Source organism: Archangium sp. (assembly GCF_045802675.1).
Taxonomy (GTDB): Bacteria; Myxococcota; Myxococcia; order Myxococcales; family Myxococcaceae; genus Archangium.
The window spans coordinates 212,507-231,122 of record NZ_JBJMQO010000022.1 but is presented as its reverse complement, the minus strand read 5'-3'; the positions used below and the strand labels follow the sequence as shown (position 1 = coordinate 231,122).

22 protein-coding genes are annotated in these 18,616 nt (G+C 69.3%); 9 read left to right on the top strand and 13 right to left on the bottom strand.

All coding sequences use genetic code 11. The annotated features are described in order from the left end of the window. The first annotated feature begins 352 nt into the window (after positions 1 to 352). The gene (locus tag ACJ8AN_RS06450) at positions 353 to 1,627 is read left to right on the top strand and encodes a DUF6982 domain-containing protein (RefSeq protein WP_407754354.1); all 1,275 of its coding nucleotides are present in this window, start codon (positions 353 to 355) and stop codon (positions 1,625 to 1,627) included. Positions 1,628 to 1,752: 125 nt separating this feature from the next. Here ACJ8AN_RS06450 and ACJ8AN_RS06445 read toward each other — a convergent pair whose 3' ends face one another. Continuing rightward, positions 1,753 to 2,409, bottom strand: coding sequence for a YceI family protein (locus ACJ8AN_RS06445; RefSeq protein WP_407754353.1), 657 nt, complete (start codon positions 2,407 to 2,409; stop codon positions 1,753 to 1,755). A gap of 174 nt (positions 2,410 to 2,583) precedes the next feature. Between ACJ8AN_RS06445 and ACJ8AN_RS06440 the strand changes: the two genes are divergently transcribed. Continuing rightward, positions 2,584 to 4,224, top strand: coding sequence for a sigma 54-interacting transcriptional regulator (locus ACJ8AN_RS06440; RefSeq protein ID WP_407754352.1), 1,641 nt, complete (start codon positions 2,584 to 2,586; stop codon positions 4,222 to 4,224). A gap of 6 nt (positions 4,225 to 4,230) precedes the next feature. Here ACJ8AN_RS06440 and ACJ8AN_RS06435 read toward each other — a convergent pair whose 3' ends face one another. From ACJ8AN_RS06435 to ACJ8AN_RS06405, 7 genes are all read right to left on the bottom strand, one after another. Beyond that, complete coding sequence (locus tag ACJ8AN_RS06435; protein WP_407754351.1) at positions 4,231 to 4,944, bottom strand: rhomboid family intramembrane serine protease; 714 nt, start codon at positions 4,942 to 4,944, stop codon at positions 4,231 to 4,233. 168 nt (positions 4,945 to 5,112) lie between these two features. Then, on the bottom strand, positions 5,113 to 5,310 hold the full coding sequence (locus ACJ8AN_RS06430; RefSeq protein ID WP_407754350.1) for a hypothetical protein: 198 nt from the start codon (positions 5,308 to 5,310) through the stop codon (positions 5,113 to 5,115). Positions 5,311 to 5,477: 167 nt separating this feature from the next. Then, positions 5,478 to 5,693, bottom strand: coding sequence for a hypothetical protein (locus tag ACJ8AN_RS06425; RefSeq protein WP_407754349.1), 216 nt, complete (start codon positions 5,691 to 5,693; stop codon positions 5,478 to 5,480). 40 nt (positions 5,694 to 5,733) lie between these two features. Continuing rightward, positions 5,734 to 6,930 carry an acetyl-CoA C-acetyltransferase gene (locus ACJ8AN_RS06420; protein WP_407754348.1) on the bottom strand — a complete coding sequence of 399 codons (1,197 nt, stop codon included), beginning with the start codon at positions 6,928 to 6,930 and terminating at the stop codon, positions 5,734 to 5,736. Positions 6,931 to 7,009: 79 nt separating this feature from the next. Continuing rightward, complete coding sequence (locus tag ACJ8AN_RS06415; protein ID WP_407754347.1) at positions 7,010 to 7,660, bottom strand: hypothetical protein; 651 nt, start codon at positions 7,658 to 7,660, stop codon at positions 7,010 to 7,012. 95 nt (positions 7,661 to 7,755) lie between these two features. Then, positions 7,756 to 7,935: a hypothetical protein gene (locus ACJ8AN_RS06410; RefSeq protein WP_407754346.1), complete on the bottom strand. Its 180-nt coding sequence runs from the start codon at positions 7,933 to 7,935 to the stop codon at positions 7,756 to 7,758. Beyond that, positions 7,932 to 8,351 carry a type I restriction enzyme endonuclease domain-containing protein gene (locus ACJ8AN_RS06405; protein ID WP_407754345.1) on the bottom strand — a complete coding sequence of 140 codons (420 nt, stop codon included), beginning with the start codon at positions 8,349 to 8,351 and terminating at the stop codon, positions 7,932 to 7,934. The genes ACJ8AN_RS06410 and ACJ8AN_RS06405 overlap by 4 nt, the downstream gene beginning before the upstream one ends. A 96-nt stretch (positions 8,352 to 8,447) precedes the next feature. Here ACJ8AN_RS06405 and ACJ8AN_RS06400 point away from each other — a divergent pair, with 96 nt between their 5' ends. Further along, complete coding sequence (locus ACJ8AN_RS06400) at positions 8,448 to 9,929, top strand: Tox-REase-5 domain-containing protein (protein WP_407754344.1); 1,482 nt, start codon at positions 8,448 to 8,450, stop codon at positions 9,927 to 9,929. Between the two features lie 11 nt (positions 9,930 to 9,940). Continuing rightward, positions 9,941 to 10,684: an Imm52 family immunity protein gene (locus ACJ8AN_RS06395; protein ID WP_407754343.1), complete on the top strand. Its 744-nt coding sequence runs from the start codon at positions 9,941 to 9,943 to the stop codon at positions 10,682 to 10,684. A gap of 31 nt (positions 10,685 to 10,715) precedes the next feature. On the opposite strand, the gene ACJ8AN_RS06390 is transcribed toward ACJ8AN_RS06395, so the two are convergent. Then, a complete protein-coding gene (locus ACJ8AN_RS06390) occupies positions 10,716 to 10,994 on the bottom strand; it encodes a hypothetical protein (RefSeq protein ID WP_407754342.1) in 279 nt (92 codons plus the stop codon). 319 nt (positions 10,995 to 11,313) lie between these two features. Here ACJ8AN_RS06390 and ACJ8AN_RS06385 point away from each other — a divergent pair, with 319 nt between their 5' ends. Both ACJ8AN_RS06385 and ACJ8AN_RS06380 read left to right on the top strand, forming a co-directional pair. After that, the gene (locus ACJ8AN_RS06385; protein ID WP_407754341.1) at positions 11,314 to 11,991 is read left to right on the top strand and encodes a serine protease; all 678 of its coding nucleotides are present in this window, start codon (positions 11,314 to 11,316) and stop codon (positions 11,989 to 11,991) included. Between the two features lie 115 nt (positions 11,992 to 12,106). Next, the gene (locus ACJ8AN_RS06380) at positions 12,107 to 12,508 is read left to right on the top strand and encodes a hypothetical protein (protein WP_407754340.1); all 402 of its coding nucleotides are present in this window, start codon (positions 12,107 to 12,109) and stop codon (positions 12,506 to 12,508) included. 36 nt (positions 12,509 to 12,544) lie between these two features. On the opposite strand, the gene ACJ8AN_RS06375 is transcribed toward ACJ8AN_RS06380, so the two are convergent. Beyond that, positions 12,545 to 13,372, bottom strand: coding sequence for a type II CAAX prenyl endopeptidase Rce1 family protein (locus ACJ8AN_RS06375; RefSeq protein ID WP_407754339.1), 828 nt, complete (start codon positions 13,370 to 13,372; stop codon positions 12,545 to 12,547). Positions 13,373 to 13,398: 26 nt separating this feature from the next. Continuing rightward, on the bottom strand, positions 13,399 to 13,797 hold the full coding sequence (locus ACJ8AN_RS06370; protein WP_407754338.1) for a thioredoxin family protein: 399 nt from the start codon (positions 13,795 to 13,797) through the stop codon (positions 13,399 to 13,401). Positions 13,798 to 14,018: 221 nt separating this feature from the next. Here ACJ8AN_RS06370 and ACJ8AN_RS06365 point away from each other — a divergent pair, with 221 nt between their 5' ends. Then, positions 14,019 to 14,411, top strand: coding sequence for a PleD family two-component system response regulator (locus tag ACJ8AN_RS06365; RefSeq protein ID WP_407754337.1), 393 nt, complete (start codon positions 14,019 to 14,021; stop codon positions 14,409 to 14,411). A 4-nt stretch (positions 14,412 to 14,415) separates the two neighbouring features. Here ACJ8AN_RS06365 and ACJ8AN_RS06360 read toward each other — a convergent pair whose 3' ends face one another. Together ACJ8AN_RS06360 and ACJ8AN_RS06355 are read right to left on the bottom strand one after the other, a co-directional pair. Then, positions 14,416 to 14,919, bottom strand: a complete 504-nt coding sequence (locus ACJ8AN_RS06360; protein WP_407754336.1) for a hypothetical protein — start codon at positions 14,917 to 14,919, stop codon at positions 14,416 to 14,418. A gap of 65 nt (positions 14,920 to 14,984) precedes the next feature. Continuing rightward, positions 14,985 to 15,917 (bottom strand): aldo/keto reductase, encoded by a 933-nt coding sequence (locus ACJ8AN_RS06355; protein ID WP_407754335.1) that lies wholly within the window; start codon positions 15,915 to 15,917, stop codon positions 14,985 to 14,987. Positions 15,918 to 16,048: 131 nt separating this feature from the next. On the opposite strand from ACJ8AN_RS06355, the gene pruA reads away from it, so the two are divergent. Together pruA and ACJ8AN_RS06345 are read left to right on the top strand one after the other, a co-directional pair. Next, positions 16,049 to 17,686: an L-glutamate gamma-semialdehyde dehydrogenase gene (gene pruA, locus ACJ8AN_RS06350; protein ID WP_407754334.1), complete on the top strand. Its 1,638-nt coding sequence runs from the start codon at positions 16,049 to 16,051 to the stop codon at positions 17,684 to 17,686. Positions 17,687 to 17,960: 274 nt separating this feature from the next. Beyond that, positions 17,961 to 18,596 (top strand): hypothetical protein, encoded by a 636-nt coding sequence (locus tag ACJ8AN_RS06345; RefSeq protein ID WP_407754333.1) that lies wholly within the window; start codon positions 17,961 to 17,963, stop codon positions 18,594 to 18,596. Positions 18,597 to 18,616 lie beyond the last annotated feature (20 nt).

Here is an 18,616-nt window from a genome sequence, read left to right as displayed (position 1 = left end):
TGAAGAGCAGCCTGCGATGGAGGCTCAGCCCGAGTGGGCTACTCCTGCTGAAGAGCAGCCTGCGATGGAGGCTCAGCCCGAGTGGTCCGCGCCTGCCGAAGAGCAGCCTGCGATGGAGGCTCAACCCGAGTGGGCCACTCCTGCTGAAGAGCAGCCTGCGATGGAGGCTCAGCCCGAGTGGGCCACTCCTGCTGAAGAGCAGCCTGCGATGGAGGCTCAGCCTGAGTGGGCCACTCCTGCTGAAGAGCAGCCCGTCATGGAGGCTCAGCCTGAGTGGGCCACTCCTGCTGAAGAGCAGCCCGTCATGGAGGCTCAGCCCGAGTGGTCCGCGCCTGCCGAAGAGCAGCCTGCGATGGAGGCTCAGCCTGAGTGGGCCGCTCCCGCCGAGCAGCCCGCGATGGAGGCCCAGCCCGAGTGGGCTTCCGCCGAGTCCCAGCCCGTCCCCGAGGCGCAGACCGAGTGGGCCGCGCCCGCCGAGCAGCAGCCGTGGATGGCCGCCGCCGAGCAGCCGTCGGAGAGCATCGAGTTGCAGTCCGAGTGGGCTCCGGGTGGAGCCTCGCAGGACTGGAACGCCGAGCCCACCGCCGAGCCGCAGGCCACCTGGAGCGCGCCCGCCGAGGAAGCTCCGGCGCAGACCGATTGGAACGCGGGCTACGCCGCCGAGCAGTCGAACGGGTACGGCCAGCCGCAGGAGCAGGCGTGGAGTGCGACGGAGGAGCTCGCCGCTCCGGCCGAGCAGTACGCCAGCCCCGAGCCGGCCTACGGCTACGGCTCGACCCCGCCGTCGACCGTGACCGACATCCCCATCATGGAGGCCGAGCCCGAGCCCGAGGTGATGGAGGCCGAGCCCGAGCTGCCCATGATGGCGACCCCTCCTCCGGCTCCTCCGCCCGAGTTCGAGGAGCTGCCCGTGATGGAGGCCGAGCCCGAGATGACGGAGATCGACCTCGCGGAGGACATCGTGGAGCCACCTCCCGCGGCGGTGCCGGTCGCCGTTCCGCCTCCGGCGCCTCGCCTGGCCCCCGCCCCGGTGACCCGGAGCGCGCCTCCCCCGGCTCCCGTCGCGGCCGCGCCCAGGCCTCCCCCGGCGCCCGTGCCGGCGGCTCCGAGGGCTCTCGCGGCTCCGTCGCTCTCCGCCATGCCCTCGGCTCCCGTGATGGTGCCCGGGGCGCCGCCGCCCCGCCCGACGCTCAACTCGCTCGCGGCCGTGCCGTCGGTCAGTGCGTCCACCGCGGTCCCCATGGCCCCCGTCGATGCCTTCATCGCGGGCGAGCACCGGGTCATCATCCACACCGTGGAGGGCCAGGTGAAGCGCGGCGCCATCCGTGACGTGGACCTGCTCGACGAGGTCATCCCACTCGAGCAGCAGACGGGCTTCGCTCCCGAGCGCATCCCCACCCAGCGCGTGAAGGCCGTCTTCTTCATGCTCGCCACGGGGAGCCGTCCGCCGCAGCCCGATGGCCACAAGGTCCGCGTCACCTTCACCGATGGGCGCCAGGTGGCCGGCTTCTCCCACGACTACAAGGGAACGGGTCAGGGCTTCTTCGTCATCCCCGCGGACACGCGCACCAACACCTCGCGCATCTTCATCTACCGCGCGAGCGTGCAGGCCGTCGCCGAGGGCTGAGCCGCCCCACCGCTGGCGCGGGCTCGCGCTGGCGGTTTCCGTCCCGCCGTGTAGCCCGCAAATGAAAGAGGGGCCTCGTGTCACCGAGGCCCCTCCGGGCTCAACGCCCCGTGCTGCTCAGTGGACTACTTGGTGTCCTTGGCGGCCTTGGCCGGGGCCGGCTTGGCCGGAGCGCCCGCCGCGGGGGCCGGGGCCTGCTTCTTGTTCAGCTCGAGGTCCAGGGTGATGGCGACCTCCTCGCCCACCGCCACGCCGCCGGTCTCCAGGACCTTGTTCCAGCCCAGGCCGAAGTCCTTGCGGTTGATCTTCGTGGTGGCCACGCCGCCGCGCTTGGTGTTGCCCCAGGGATCCTTCGACTCGGTGGTGAAGCCCTCCACGTCCAGCACCACCGGCTTGGTCACGCCGTGCAGGGTGAGGTCGCCCGTCACCTTGAGGTTCTGACCGGCCTGCTCCACCTTCGTGGACTTGAAGGTCATGGTCGGGTACTTCGCCACGTCGAAGAAGTCCGGGCTGCGCAGGTGCTCGTCGCGCTTGGGCTCGTTGGTGTTGACGGTGGAGACGTCGACGGTGGCCTCCACGATCGACTTGGTGATGTCCTTCTCGTCGATGTTGGCCTTGCCGGTCACCTTCGAGAAGGCGCCGCGCACGTTGGACACCATCATGTGCTTCACGGAGAACTGCGCGCCCGAGTGGGCCGAGTCGATCTCGAACTCCGCCGCGAAGGCGAAGGAGGGGGCGGCGAGCACGAGGGCGGCGACGGCGGGCTTGAGGGACAGCTTCATGGTGTTTCTCTCCAGTGGGGGACTGCGGTTCTTCAACGAGCAGGAGACATAGCAACCCCCGCGCCAGGACACCACACTTCCTAAACCCTTGAAATGACTCGAGCCATGCACGGGGGCTCGCGCGGGGGCTCTCAAAACGATAGAGAAGCCCATCATCCTGAGAGGGAGGAGCACGTGGCGCCGAGACTGGAGCTGGACCTGAGGGAGCTGCTGACGTTCGAGCCCCGGGGAGGACTCATCCACTTCGCGGGCCAGCGGGTGCTGCTGTTCGATCCGGTGGCGTTGGGGCTGCTGCGCAAGGAGCTCCTCGGGACGGTGGGGATGACGGCGGCGCGGGGCATCTGCACGCGGCTGGGTTTCGCGCACGGGTGGCGGACGGCGGAGACGATGAAGAACGCCTTCCCGTGGGAGGACGAGGCGCAGTGGCGCCGGGCGGGAGGGCGGCTGCACACGCTACAGGGCCAGGTGGTGATGGAGCGGGTGGAGCGCGGGCCGGAGGATGGCCCGGAGCCCTTCGCCGAGGCGCTGTGGCACGACTCGTACGAGGCGGAGCAGCACCTGCTGCACCTGGGCAAGGCGGAGGAGCCGGTGTGCTGGTCGCTGACGGGCTTCGCCAGTGGCTACATGAGCTATTGCCACGGCAAGCCGGTGTACTGCATCGAGACGCGCTGCGTGGGGAAGGGAGATCCGGTGTGCCAGATCATGGGCAAGCCGGAGGAGGAGTGGAGCACCGGGTGCCGCGAGGCGCTGCGCTTCTACGAGACGCAGTGCATGGAGGGAGCGCTGGCGGAGGTGACGGAGGCGCTGAAGCAGGCGGAGAAGAAGCTGCGGGTGCGGAGGCAGACGCTGGCGCGGGTGTCGGGCGTGCCGGAGGACCCGGCGGGCATGTTGGCGCGCACCGAGGCGATGAAGCAGGTGCTGAGTCTGGCCAGGCGCGCGGCGAAGGTGGACTCCACGGTGCTGATTACGGGCGAGAGCGGCGTGGGCAAGGAGCGCATCGCCCGGCTCATCCACGAGGAGTCGGGGCGGGCGCACAAGGCCTTCGTGGCGGTGAACTGCGCGGCGGGGACGGAGAGCCTGCTGGAGAGCGAGCTGTTCGGCCACGCGAAGGGGGCCTTCACGGGAGCCACGCATGACCGGCCGGGCCTCTTCGAGGCGGCGCAGGGGGGCACGCTCTTCCTGGACGAGGTGGGCGAGGTGCCCGTGTCGATGCAGGCCAAGCTGCTGCGCGTGCTGCAGGAGAGGGAGGTGCGGCGCGTGGGGGAGAACCAGAGCCGCAAGGTGGACGTGCGGGTGGTGACGGCGACCAACCGCAACCTCGCGGCGGAAGTCATCGCCGGGCGCTTCCGGCAGGATCTCTACTACCGCCTGCGCGTCATCGAGCTGAAGGTGCCGCCCCTGCGCGAGCGGCGCGACGACATCCTCCCACTGGCGCGGATGCTCCTGGCCGAGGCGACGGAGCGGCTGGGGAGGCGGGTGATGGGGCTGTCGCCGGAGGCGGCGGACCAACTGCTGCGCTACGAGTGGCCGGGCAACGTGCGCGAATTGGGCAACGCCATCGAGCGCGCGGTGGCGCTGTGTGAGGGCACGCGGGTGGAGAAGGACGACCTGCCCGAGGAGGTGCGCGCGGCGCCGCCGAACCTGCTGCCGGGGGACTCGCCGCGGACGCTGGAGGCGATGGAGCGCGAGTACATCCTCGCGGTGCTGGCGCGCAACGGAGGCAACCGGGCGCGCACGGCGGAGCAGCTCGCCATCGGCGTGGCGACGCTCTACCGCAAGCTCAAGCAGTACGGCGAGCTCGAGCACCCCAACTGAGCGCGGCTAGTTCAGGAACCGGTCATCCGGCCGCTCGCTCGAGATGACGCGCAGGTGCTTGGAGCGCCCCCGCAGCTGCCGCTGCAGCCGCGCGTGCTGCAGGCGCAGCCAGAGCTGCCGGGGGCTGCCGCCGCGCATGTAGACGAAGGCGATGCCGAGCGCGAAGAACTCGGGCACCATGAGGATCCAATGCGACGTGAGCGCATTGATGACGACGAAGCCGGCGCCAATGAGGGCCAGGACGTTCCCGGTGACGGGAATGCCCCAGAAGTTCGCCTGGCCGCGGCCGATGTACAGGCCATAGGAGACCCAGGCGATGGTGCTCATGGCGTAGCCGCCCGAATAGGGGATCGGCAGGTTCACCACCCGGGCCACCAGCGCGGTGAGGAAGCCGGCGAGGACCGTGCCGCCCCACAGCACCCATAGCAGCCGGCGCGAGCCCCAGCTCGCCTCCAGGGGGCCCCCGATGGAGTAGATGATGATGGCCCCGAAGATGATGCCCATCGCCCCCTGCCCGATGAAGGCATAGGTGAAGGGCTGCCAGAGCTGGAACTGGTCGAAGACGTCCCGGGGGTGGAGCAGCAGATTCTGCCCCAGGCTTCCCGTCAGCAGGACCAGGAGCGAGCCCGCCACCAACCCGATCGCCAGCTTGGCCGCCATGGATTCCACGCCGGCGAACCCGAATCCTCCGCCGCCGCCAAAGCTCCGCATCGGTCGCATCAAACCGTCCTCCACTCGGGACATTCGAGAGTCGTCCAAAGGTGGGGGAACGCGGCCCGCTTCGCAACCGTTTCGTCCACTTCCGGGCGCCCCAAATAACGAAGGGCGCCTCTCCCCGTCACCAGAGAGAGCGCCCTTGGTATTCCCTCACCCGCCGAACCGTCCGGCTCAGGACTTGTGGCGGTAGAACAGGGTGATGGTCAGGCAGTGGAACTCCTTGTCGGAGGACTGCGTGACGACCTTGTCCACCACGTCGACGTTCTGGTTCTCCTTGAGCCACTTGGTGATGTTCTCCCCCATGTTCTCGCGGTCGCGCGCGAGCGTGGTCGAGAACACCTTGACTCCCGTGAAGTTGATAACGGCCATTCCGACCCTCGTGTAACCGAAGAGATTCCGCAGGTTTATCGCGAGTCTTGACGGCCATCAAGAAAAGGGCCCGAAAACCCGGCCCTTCTCCTGCTCTCCACCGGCCTCCTACCCTACCCCGGGGGGCGGGCGGACAGGCGGGGACGTCCCCCGCCCGCGGGGGGGCCTCAGCGCGAGGCCGCGGCGCGGCGCGCCTGGCAGGTGACCTCGTCCTTGCACGAGGGGCCAATCCCCTCGGGGTGGGGGCCCAGCGGCGTCTTGTCGCTCTCCTCCACCCCGCACACCACGCACTTGCGCTTGCGGTTGCGGCGCTCGGCGCGGCGCTGCTCGGCGATCGCCTTGGCCCTCTCCCGGGCCGCCTTCGCGTCCAGCTCGTTGCTCATCGTCATAGGTTCCGTTGGATTCACGAGGAAACCGAAAGGTTCAGAGCGCCTCGATCAGCAGGGCGATGCCCTGGCCGCCGCCGATGCACGCCGAGCCGATGCCGTAGCGGGCGCCCCGGCGCTTGAGCTCGTAGGCGAGCGTCATGGTGATGCGCGCCCCGGAAGCGCCCAGCGGGTGGCCCACGGCGAGGGCGCCGCCATTGACGTTCGTCTGCTCGCGCGGCAGCCCCAGCTCCTTCTCCACCGCGAGGTACTGCGGGGCGAAGGCCTCGTTCACCTCGAAGAGGTCCACGTCACCCAGCTTGCACTGGGCGCGCTCGAGCAGCCGGCGGATGGCGGGCGCCGGGCCGATGCCCATCACCTTCGGGTCGCACCCGGAGATGCCCCAGTTGACCAGGCGGGCGATGGGCTTGAGGCCGTGCTTCTCCACGAAGCTCCGGGTGGCCATCACCATGGAGCCCGCGCCGTCGCAGATGCCGCTGGCCGCGCCCGCGTGCACCACGCCGTCCTTCTTGAAGACCTTGGGCAGCTTCTTGAGCCCCTCCAGCGAGGTGTCCGGCCGGTTGTGCTCGTCCCGGGCGAACTGCGTCTCCCCCTTCTTCGTCTTGAGGGTGACGGGCGAGAGCTCCTGCTCGAAGCGCCCAGACTCCTGGGCGGCGGCGAAGCGCTTCTGGGTGAGCACGGCGTACTCGTCCACCGCGTCCTGGGAGATGGCGTAGTCCATGGCGAGCTGCTCGGCCGTCATCGCCATGGGGTTGCCGGTGTAGCTGTCAGTGAGGGCGCTCCAGAGCATGTCCTCGAGGCCGCCCTTGCCCAGCGGCAGGCCCCAGCGCGCGCCGCGGATGACATGGGGCGCCTGGCTCATGGACTCGGTGCCACCGGCGAGCACGCACTCGGCCTGCTCGGTGAGCATCATCTCCGCGGCGTTGACGAAGGCCTGGAAGCCCGAGCCGCACAGCCGGTTGATGCCCAGCGCCGGCACCGGCACCGGCACGCCCGTGCGCAGGCCCACATGCCGGGGCAGGTAGATGGCGTCCGCGCTCGTCTGCACCACGTTGCCGTAGACGACGTGCTGGATGGACTCGGGAGAAACCTTCGCCTGCGCGAGCGCGGCCCGGGCCGATTCCACGGCCAGGTCGGTGGCGCTCAGGTCCTTCAGTGCGCCTCCATACGTACCGAACGGCGTACGCCTACCGGACAGGAAGTAGATCTCTTCGCTCTTGGACACGCTCTTCATCGCGGGACGACTCCGAACAGGCGGGAAAATTTGGGTTCTTCCTACTCTTCAGGCAGGCGCGGTGCACGCCTTGGGTGCATCAGGCCGAGCGCCCCCCTCCCAGGAAGAGGCCGGCGACGATGGCAAGGGCCACGACCGTCCACAACAATCCTTGGAGATTCTGTCGTCGAATCTCCCTTTGACCGGGCCCCCGGTACCATGCCTGCCCCGCCTGTAACCGCGCGTCCCAGGTGAAGTGTTCCCCGGGCGAGAGGCCCTGGAGCCGCTCGCGGTGGGCCTGGAGCAGGCGCTCGGCGGAGGCGTCCGCGATGCCCCCCGAGCGATAACGGCCGGGAACCTCGAAAGTCGGCCGCTGGTAGCCGGCGGTGAGCACGAACCCCTCGGGGGCGAGCGGGGTGAGGAGGTAGAAGCGGGGGCCCGTCCCGGGCGAGAAATGAAGGGTGGCGAACGCGCGCTCGCCAGGGTGTGCGAAATCGTAGGAGCGGGTGCCCTGCTGGAAGCGGGGCTTCTCCAGGTGGCGGCCGAGCGGAACGAAGCCCAGGCCGCGAAGCTGGCCGGCCAGGGGGGCGAGCTCCGGGGGCAGCTCCATCGCCTCGGCGGGGGCCTCGGGCAGGAGGCGGACGCTGGTGGGGAAGAGGAAGAGGAAGGCGCGCCAGAAATTGAGAAGCAGCAATTTCACCGCCATCCCCAGCACGGCGAGCGTGAGGAGCAGCTCGGCGAGGGGACTCATGTCGGGGCTCCCATGGTCATGGGGCGCGCACCCTAACGGGAAAGTCCGTGCGCGGGGAGAGGCGCTCCTATGTACGGGGCTCGGCGGGTGAACCCCTACGCGGCCAACGCAGGACCGCTCAAGGTCCGCTGCCAGACGTAATCGTAGATTCGCTCTGCCAACACCTGGGTTTCGTCCTCGGAGAACGGCGGACGCGGCAGGCTCCGCCAGAGGTTGTCGAGGATGAACACCTTCACCTCCGCCTGCGTGCTCGTGTTCCCCGTCCAGTCGGTCATCGGCGCGAGCAACTCCCGCAGCGAGGAGAGGAGCGACTTGCTGGCCTGCTTGAGCTTCTCCGATCAACCTTGCTGATGCTGTCCTTGAAGAGCATCTGGAAGAGCGCGAACTCATCCTCGCTCAGCCCCTCTTCGGCCGCCCGCCGCTGCTCGGCGTCCAGGCTGTTCGCCAGCTCAACCAATTGGGCGAACGTCTCCTCCACCGTCACTCGATCCTTCTCCCGGTTGTAGTTCGCGACGATCTCCTGGTACTTCCTGTAGTAGTCCATCCGCATCGGATTGCGGGCGAGCATCTGCTGGAGCTTCCTCTCGACGATATCGCGAATGTCCTGCAAGGCCGCGTGCTTGCCAGCGAAAGCGTAGACGCTCGGCTCCATCAGCAGAGCCTTGAACCGGATGAAGACCTGCCGGGCCATGATCTCGAATCGCCTCCGCGCCTCGTCGGAGGTGTAGAGCGCATCTACGGCGTTCTCGTTGGCTCACGCCCGGCAGGCGAGCGGCTGAGCTCCGGGGTGGGACTGCTGCGAGTTGTAGTGGTGCTGATGCTGCTGGGAGGGTGCGCCACAGGCCGTCCGCTCGGGAGTTCGACGAGCGGTTTCGACCTCCACTCACGCTCCTCGGATGAGATGGGAAGCGCGGGCGGCTTCCCCGAGCAGACGCAGGATGCATTCCAGGTGGTGCAGGAGGCCAGTGGCCTCGGAGAAGAAGACCGGCATCCGGTGGGCGCCGCGCTCTACCTGGGGCAAGCGCGTGAGCTCCTGGGCCGAGTGGCGCGGACGCGCGTCACCACGAGGAGCTTCGCCCCGCGCCGGGTGCTCTTCTGGCTGTTGGGTGAGGTGCTCGAGGGCGGCGAGCGCGTGGAGTACGCGGAGCTGCGGCGGCGAGCCAGACGCTTCGAGTCCCTGGTGCTCGTGCGTCCCGACGGCTACCTGGTGGCAGCCCTCACCGGAGCGCCCCTGCAACGCATGGAGCCGGTGACGCTCGAGGAGGGCCAGTGGAAGGTGGGCCGCCTCGTTGTGGGTGAGCTCTACTTCTCGCGCGGTGGCGTCCTCTACCCGGTGAACGATGTCCTCCGGCGCGCCAACACCCCGCCCTGGGCCGAGCTGGGACTGGGGCGCGACTGGCTCAACGCCGCGCTGGATGGAGGCCAGGACGCGATGGGAGAGATGGCGGTGGCGCTGGCCCGGACCGTCCTCCACCCCATCCGCACCGTGGAGGACCTCGGGCAACTGCCCACCACGGTGGCGCTGCTCATCGCCTCCTCGCCCGAATACTTCGCGCGCTACGGGGCCATGTCCCACGAGGACCAGATCCGCGAAGCGGCGCGCCTGTCCACACACGTGCTCATGCTGCTCGGGGGCGCGGAGGCCACGGTGGGCCGCATGGGGGGATTGGGGGCGGAGCTGCCGGTGGTGTCGCTCACAGCCAAGGGCGAGCTCGCGCTGAGCAGGGTGGTGGTGTCTGGGGGCACGGTGACGACCACGCTTGGCGTGGAGCTGGGTGCCCTCTCCATCCTCCACATGGCGAGCAGCGGCCAGGGAAAGACTGGGGGCGGAGGAACCCAGGCGGGCAAGGCGAGCCAGACGGCCGCGCAACGGGGGCCCGGCAAGTGGATTTACAAGACGCCCACCACCGGGTCCGAGGAGGCCCTCGACTATCAGGAGCAGGTCACGGGTCAGCCCTCCTGGCGGGTGTACCTGATTGAGGACGTGGAGTTCGACAGCTTCACCGGCAGGGAGCTGCTGGAAGCCAAAGGCCCCGGCTACAAGAATTTCCTGCAAAAGGACGGAACAGCCCAGCCCTGGTTCCTGAATTCAAAGGGGTTCAAGGGACTGCGGGAACAAGCCAGGAGACAGTCCGATCTGGCCAGACTCCTGAAGCAGCCGTTGACCTGGCACGTGGCCGAGGCGGAATTCGCGGACTTTCTCCGCGCCCTCTTCAAGAAGGAAGGATGGGACAACATCGAAGTCGTCCTGACACCGCCAGCGCGATGAGGAGTACCGCCATGAGAGAGGACTACTACGTAGGAGCCTACTGGGGGCCCCGAAAGGAGACGGCGCTGAAGTGTGCCCAGCGCGCGGAGCTCTTCTTCCACATGCTGGCGCGTTGTGATCCGACGTTCACCCAGTGGTACCGGGGAGGACGCGGATTTCCTCGCGAGCTGCCAGGCCACCCAGTCCGCCCAGAGGTGCAGGAGTGGGAGCAGTTGTTCCTTCGCGGGAGGAACCGCACGGACATCGGCAAGAAGGTCATCGAACACCTGGGCTTCAGCGAGCACGTGTGGAATGCGAAGAAAGCAGCCACCTACTTCCACCTGCATTGCGGTGAGTACTCACCATGGGGCGCGGGCAATAACTGCTGGATGGACCCTCCCAAAGAGGGCCCGGTGCGGGAGCGGCTGCTTCGTGCGCCAGCGCTGACCGAAATCATCACGAGCATGGCCAAGGCGTGGGACCCCGACTTCGCCATGGCCACATCGATCGCGATGGGAGACCTCATCCAGAAGCACAAGCGGGAGGTGCGGGTGGGCTGGATGACGTATCTGTCGCGGCGGTTGGGCAAGGTGCCGCCACTGCCCGCCCCCGTGCTCATCGAGCCCGTGGGCACACTGGGCTGGCTCCTCGTCCTCTCCCCCGAGCCCATGACGGCGAGCAACCCCGAGCACGTGGCGTTCACCGCGCGCGTGCGCGAGCTGCTCGACCGCGCGGGCCTCATCGAACGCCCCGAGCCCGCGCCAACCGGCGAGTGACGCGAACAGCTGCTCGGAGAGCGCACTCCGTTCAGCTCGACTCTCGTGCTCCCTCGCCCGTGAGCGCCCGCTGCGTCTCGCGCAACACCTCCTCGTAGGAGGAGTGCCGGGGTGCGTAGCCGAGCACCCGCCGGGCCTTGTCGCCGAGGAAGCGCCCGCGGAAGCGCAGGTGCGCCGGGGCCTGGGACTCCGGCATCGAGGGCAGCGGACCGGGGTGGAAGTGCCCGGCGTAGTCGCGCCAGGTGCTCTGCCCATCCACGACGTTGAACACCTGCCCCACGGCGGCCTCCGTCTCCAGGCAGAGCAGCACCGCCTCGGCGAGGTTGCGCGGCCCCCGAGGCCGCCAGCAACACCTCGGTGCTGGTGACGTTGATGTGCCCGGCCTCGGCCAGGTCCGTGGAGCCGGTGGCCGCGCAGTGCACCACGACGTGCGTGCCCGAGGCGGCGTCCCGACGAGCGCCACCTTGCCTCGCATCTCCATGTGCCCACCTCCTTCGCATGCAACCCCCGGAGGACCCGGTCGCACGCCTGCTGAGCGGACCTGCGGGAATACCATCTGTCAGGCCATGCACATCGTCTTTCGCAGCGGGGCAGGGGAACCCGCCCCCGGGAGGTCGGTGATGCGTGCGATGAGGCTCTCGAAACTGGCTGGAATCCTGGCCCTGACGGCGCTGGCGGCCTGCGGTTCCTCGAAGAAGCAGGAGGACACCACCGCCTCGGAGGTCCGCGCCCTCCAGGAGGCCACGGTGACGCTCTTCCCCGGGCACTGCGCCGGCGTGGTCGTCGCGGATGGGCTCCATGCCCTCACCGCCGCGCACTGCATCGACGTCAGCCCCGGCGAGCGCCAGCCCGTGGTGCTGCGCGATGGGCACATGCTCAGCGGTGTGGTGAAGATTGTCGACCCCATCCGGGACCTCGCCGTCATCCGCTTCGACGAGCGCGCCCCGGTGCACCCGCTGACCGTGGCCACCGCGATGCCCGTGCCCGGAGAGGAGCTCCTCTTCGCCGGACGCAATGACCGGCCGGGCGAGCCGCAGCAGGTGGAGCTGCGCAAGCTCGGGCGCTGCCCTTCACTGCCGGGCGTGCCCCAGGCGCTCTTCACCAGCCTGCATGGGGAGAAGGGGGACTCGGGCGCGCCGGTGGTGGACCGGCACCTCCAGGTGGTGGGCCTGGTGCATGGAGGCGCGGCGTGCAGCATCGCGGCGCCCACGGCGGGCTTCGTCCCCATGCTGGACATGCTCGTCGCCGAGGCGGCCCACCCCAACGCCGAGCAGGGAGTCGGCGGCAGCGGCGGCGCCGGCCAGTAGTCCCCCCTCGCCCGGGCGGGCAGCCGGGCCCTGGCGCGCCGGAGAGGTTGTCCGGTGCGCCACCGTGCCGAAGTTGAGTCGAGCAGCACCCGCCGCACAGACGATGGAGACAGCCATGGCCGACACCCCCAAGATTCCCACCGGCAGGACGAAGGAGCCGACCGACAAGCGAGATGAGGGCGACGTCGAGATGACAAACGTCGGGGACGACCAGTACGTGCCGGACCAGCGTGGGCAGAACTTCCAGCCGCGCAACGCGGGCGCGCTGGAGGACTCCATCGACCGGGCGGCGGCGCGAGTCGCCCAGGACATCAACGCGCGCACGAGTCCCGCGGACAATCCCGGCTCGCGGCAGGACACGGACTGGGAGGCCCGGGTCGAGGCGGGCGAGGAGTTCGAGGAGCAGCGGGACAAGGACCCGGTGCGCAACCACGACATCAACGAGGACGTCTACAAGCGCGAGGCCCCCTCGAACGAGCCGCGCGAGGAGCCCTCGGGCAAGCCCGGCAGGCGCTGAGCCACCCCACCCGCGCGGCCGGCTCCCGCCCTGGAGTCAGCCGCGCGCGGACAGCGGGCCCTCGCGATCGGACCTCACCGTGAACCGGAAGAGGAGCGCCATCGCGACGAGCGCCAGCAACGTCACCGCGAACTTCACGCCCGCCTGCCACGCGGCCTCGGGCATCGGCACCCGCCGCAGCACCCCGCCCTGCGCGTCGAAGCCGTCGTAGAAGCGGTAGACGACGTTGCCGCCCCAGTGCAGGCCGATGCTCAGCCAGAGCGAGCCGGTCCTCGCCAGCGCCAGCGCGAACATCAGCCCCATCAGTCCCAGGAAGAGGCACGACTGCACATCCAGGTGCACGTACCAGACGTGGTTGACGACGTAGACCACCGTGGTGAGCACGACGAGCGCCCCGGTGGACAACGCACCCGAGAGATGGCGGAAGAGGTAGCCGCGCAGCAGCACGTCATCCGTGGCGGACGAGAGGAACATCGCCAGCGCGGCCTGCACCGCCAGCAGTGCGATGTCCCCGGCGGGACGCAAGCCCTCGACGCGGAAGGCCCCCAGGGCCCAGAGCAGCACGTACTTGAGCGCCCAGAAGAACGCGCAGAAGACGAAGCCCAGCAGCAGGTTGCGGCCCCAGCCCCGGTGAAGCGCGAGCCCCAGCTTCCCCAACCCACCCGCTCCACTCAGCCGCCCCACGACATGGGCGAGCGGGAAGAAGCCCGCGTAGAGCCCGAGCCACGCCACGGGCGAGAGCCGCACGAAGGCCGGGACGTTCAGGTACACGTCCAGCACGGCGAAGCCCACCCCGAGCAGCAGCAGGCGCATCGCGGGAACGGGAGCGGCGGAGGGGAGTGCGGCGGAGTGCGCGGGACGCATGAGGGGCGCGCACTCTAGACGAAGGCTCAGCCGGGATGCAGACCCACGCGCACCCGCGGCTTGCTGGCCCGGTACCCCGCCACCTTGCGCCGCACGTCGTCCATGTCCAGCGCGCGCGCCTGCCGCACCACGTCCTCCAGCATCGGCTCCAGCAGCGCTCCCACGTGGTTGAGCAGCAGGAAGCCATCGCGGAACACCATCAGCCCGGGCAGCGCCTGCACTCCGAGCACCTCCACCAGCTCCGGCTGCGCGTCCACGTCCACCTTCGCGAAGGTGAGGTCCGGGTGGCGCCGGGCCACCTGCTCGAAGACGGGCGCGAAGAGGCGGCTGGGCGCGCACCACTTCGCGCTCCAGTCGATGAGCAGGATGCCGGGTCTCGCCAACGCGGGGCTGAAGCTCTTGCTGTCCAGGGACACCACCGCCATGGGACTCCTCCCGAAGGACCGGTCCTCGCCGCGTCCTCGCATAAGGTTAGGAGCCAGGAGACCCCTGGGAAGATTCTCCCGGCCGCGGGAGGAAAAGGCGGACAACCCCCCTTCCTTATCCTCGTGAAGCGAGCGAAACTGAACACGTCCGCCGCGAGTGTACGGGCCGGCGGATACCCCCGGTGAAAACCGCAACCGTCCGCCCGCCCGTGGAAGTGGAGATGGCTGTGAAACCCAGAGTCCTGATCGTGGATGACTCGTGGTCCATGCGCCAGACGCTGCGGCTGCTGCTGTCTCCGGACTTCGAGTGCGCCATCGCCGAGGACGGGGCCTCCGCGCTCGATCAGGCGCGCAAGAGCCCGCCCGACATCATCGTGTCCGACGTGAGCATGGAGGGCATGGACGGGTACGAGCTGTGCCGCCTCGTGCGCGCCGAGCCCCCGCTCGAGAAGGTGCCCTTCCTCTTCATCAGCGGCCACGCCCCCCGCCCGGGCATTCCCGCGGCCGCCGACGCCTACCTCCTCAAGCCCGTGCAGCCCACCGTCCTCCTCGCGCGGCTGCAGGAGATGCTCCAGCCCCGGCCGGCGTTCGCCGCAGCCCAGGGCCAGAGCTAGCGGCTCAGTTCCACAAGAAGCTGTCCGCGCCCCGGTGCGCCACGCCCAGCTGCGACAGGTACTTGCGCTCCTCGCGCACCATGCGCCGGCAGGACTCGAGCTGCAGCGCGAACGCGAGGAATGTCACCGGCATCCAGAACGACCAGGCCGCCATCTGCAGCAGAATCCCCACGTAGATGGGATTCTCCAGGGCCCGGTACACGCCCGTCGTCTGGGGCTGCGCGGGCAGGGTGGCCGAGACCGAGAACGACTGGGCGAGCGCGAGTTGGAGCTGCGCCGCGAGCGCCGTCCCCAAGCCCACGGCCTGGGCCATCACCGTCCACCAGCCCCACACGCCGGGCAGCTCCAGCGCGAAGAAGAAGGGGATGAAGAGGAGGAGCACCGGCAGCGGCATCGCACGCGGCAGGATGATGCGCTTGCGCTCCTCCAGCGGCGTGCGCCCCAGGACGATGGCTTCATTGAGCAGGAAACAGACGAACAGCAGACGGCTGACGAACAAGGGACTCATGGTTCTCGGGGCTGTGGACGAGCATAGCGCGCTTGGCTGACGTGACGCAGGGCCCCCCTCTGGCCTCAGGGGTTCCACCACACGGCGCCCTTGCCTTCCATGGCCCGCACCGCGCGCCGGCGCACGTCCACCATCCGCGCCGTCGTCAGGGGCTGGAAGGAAGCGGCCGCCTGGAGCGCGGCGTCCTGCTCGTTGGGAAAGCTCATCCCCAGCAGCGCCACGTCCGGCCCGAGCGTGAGCGTGTAGTGCACGCACTCCTCCACCCCCAGGGACGGCAACGAGGGCGCACTCGCCTCGGCCCCGCCCGAGCTCACCTTGCCCCGCGGCCGTGACGCGAGCGGCCGCCCATACCCCTCGGTGTCCCCGAGCAGCTTGCCCGCCCCGAAGGTCTTGAAGCACACCGTGCCCACGCCCTTCGCCCTGGCCAGCGGCAAGGTCTCCTCCACGTAGCGCGGGTGGACGAAGGGGCCCACGGGGAACATCACCACGTCGCAGCGGCCGGACTCGAGCGCCGCGCGCAGCACGTCCGGGTGGTGGCTGGAGATGCCTCGGAAGCGCGCCTTGCCCTCGCGCACGCACCGCTCCAGCTCCTCCAGGCCCCCCCCCGGCGCGGCCAGCCGCTCCCACGTCTCCAGCTTCGAGAGGTTGTGGAAGACGAAAAGGTCCACCGCCTCCAGCCGCAACCGGCGCAGGCTCTCCTCCACCTGCGGGGCCACCGGCTGGTCCAGGTGGTCCACCTTGTCGATGACGAACATGCCCTCGCGCCGGCCGCGCAGCGCCTCGCCGACAATCCGCTCGCTGTAGCCGTCCTCGTAGCCGGGAGCGGTGTCGAGCACGTTGAGCCCGGCGTCCATGGCGCGGTGCAGCGTGGCCACGCACGTCTCCAGCGGCACCGAGCGGTCCGCCAGGTCGCCAATCCCCACCGCGGTGGCGGTGAAACCCGTGCGCCCGAGCGGCCGTTGAGGCTGGAAGCGGGGAAGGGAGCGCTCTGCTGCCATGTGGGACCTCCAGTCTGGGTGATGGATGTGATGTTCGCAGGAGTGGGTTTTACATACCCCAAGGATTCCACCTTCGAGGCGAGGGGCTATGCTCCGCCGCCCTTCCCGACTTCTTTCCCGAGGTTCTTCGCGTGATCAACGCCAACGTCCGCGTCCCCCCGCCGCAGAACGAGCCCATCCTCTCGCACGCCCCCGGCAGCCCCGAGCGCGCCGAGCTCCAGGCCACCCTCAAGCGCATGGCCTCCGAGCAGCTCGAGATTCCCCTCGTCATCGGCGGCAAGCGGGTGCGCTCGGGCAAGACGGACACGGTGCGCATGCCGCACAGGCACTCGCACGTGCTGGCCACGCTGCACGAGGCGGACGCCAGCCACGTGGAGCAGGCCATCCAGGCGGCCCTGTCCGTGAAGGACGAGTGGGCGCGGATGGCCTTCCATGATCGCGCCGCCATCTTCCTGCGCGCCGCGGAGCTGCTGGCCACGCGCTACCGCCCCATCCTCAACGCCTCCACCATGCTGGGCCAGTCGAAGACGGCGCACCAGGCGGAGATCGACGCGGCGTGCGAGGCGATCGACTTCCTGCGCTACAACGTCTACTTCGCGCAGCAGCTCTTGAGCGAGCAGCCGGTGAGCCCGGCGCAGACGTGGAACATGATGGACTACCGTCCGCTGGACGGCTTCGTGTTCGCGGTGGCGCCCTTCAACTTCACCTCCATCGCGATGAACCTGGCGGTGACGCCGGCGCTGATGGGCAACGTGGTGCTCTTCAAGCCCTCGAACACGGCGGCGCTCAGCAACTGGTACGTGATGGAGCTGCTGCGCGAGGCGGGCCTGCCCGACGGCGTCATCAACCTGCTGCCGGGCGACGGCCCCACGGTGGGCAACCCGGTGCTGGCCAGCCCGCACCTGGGCGGCATCCACTTCACCGGCTCCACGCCCACGTTCCAGGGCATGTGGCGCACGGTGGGCGAGAACATCTCCCGCTACAAGCAGTACCCCCGGCTGGTGGGCGAGACGGGCGGCAAGGACTTCATCTTCGCGCACCCCTCGGCGGCGGATGACCTGGAGGCGCTCGCCACGGCCATCGTCCGCGGCGGCTACGAGTACCAGGGCCAGAAGTGCTCGGCCGCCTCGCGCATCTACGTCCCCGAGTCCCTGTGGCCCAAGCTCAAGCCGCGCCTGCAGGAGATGATTTCCGAGCTGCGCATGGGCGACGTCACCGACTTCCGCAACTTCATGGGCGCCGTCATCGACGAGCGCTCCTTCAAGCGCACCAGCTCGTACCTGGAGCTGGCGAAGAACAGCGGCTCGGAGGCCACCATCCTCGCTGGCGGAGAGGCGGACCGCAGCGAGGGCTGGTTCATCAAGCCCACGCTGGTGCAGCTCACCAACCCGCGCCACCGCATCATGACGGAGGAGATTTTCGCGCCGGTGGTGGGCCTGCACGTCTACCCGGACGCGAAGTTCGAGGAGACGCTGCGCGAGTGCGACACGAGCGCCACGTACGCGCTGACGGGCGCGGTGTTCGCGAGGGATCGCAAGGCCATCAGCACGATGATGAGCTCGCTGCGGCACGCGGCGGGCAACTTCTACATCAACGACAAGCCCACGGGCGCCGTGGTGGGCCAGCAGCCCTTCGGTGGCTCACGCGCCTCGGGCACCAACGACAAGGCGGGCTCCATGCTGAACCTGGTGCGCTGGACCTCTCCGCGCACCATCAAGGAGAACTTCGCCCCGCCCACCCGCGTCCCCTACCCGTCCATGGGCCAGTAGGCCCCGGACCCGGGACGCTCCGGGGGTGAACCCAGGGCTCGGAACCGCGAGGTTCCGGGCCCTTTGTTTGTTCTGGGATGGCGGGATTTGTCAGCCTGCAATGACTTTCAAAGAAAGACGGACCCCGAATTGTCAGGTTTTGAGGACGATAACTTTACACAGGGAGTGTGGGTGTGTTTCTATCCTGTAGGGCTACAGCCGGGCTGGAGCAAACGAGCCCGGGGTAGCCGAAACACCGCGTCCGTCCCAGCCAAACGCACAAGGGGGCAGGCTCATGCACCACGCCGTTCAATCCGACAGTGAGTTGTGGGAGCAGCCGCTTCCCGAGGCGCCGCGGGAGGAGCGCTCCCGGGCGGAGGTGCTCACCCGGGACGTGGTGGGAAACGCGCGCGAGCTGTTCCCCCCGGAGCTCGTCGCCGAGGACGAGGAGAGGACGGATCCGCGGGCGGGGGTGGCGAGTCTCTTCGACCTGTCGCACGAGGAGTGGCAGCGCGTGTGCCAGGCCCCCCTGATGAGCTTCCTGTGGGTGGCCTCCGCGGATGGCCGGGTGTACCCCGGGGAGAAGCGGGCGCTGGTGCGAGCGCTCGAGCAGGGCCAGCGCGCCCGGAGCGAGGTGTTCCGCGTGGTGTGCGGCCAGTTGCTGCGCAAGCGGAGCACGCTGATGGCGGAGCTCGTCTGCGAGCCGATGCTCGAGGCCGGGCTGCTTCCCGAGGTGTACCGGCTGCTGGCGCGCAAGCTGGGACGGAAGGAGGCCGAGCGCTTCAAGTGGTGCCTCCTGGAGCTGGGCCGGCAGGTGGCGGAGGCCTCCGGAGGCCTGGGGGCGCTCTGGGGGTGGCTGCGCCGCGAGGAGCGGCACGCCCTGGCCGGGCTGGCGCTGGAGCTGGACAGCGGGCGCGCGCAGAAGGTCTGACCCTCACGGCGGGCCGGAGC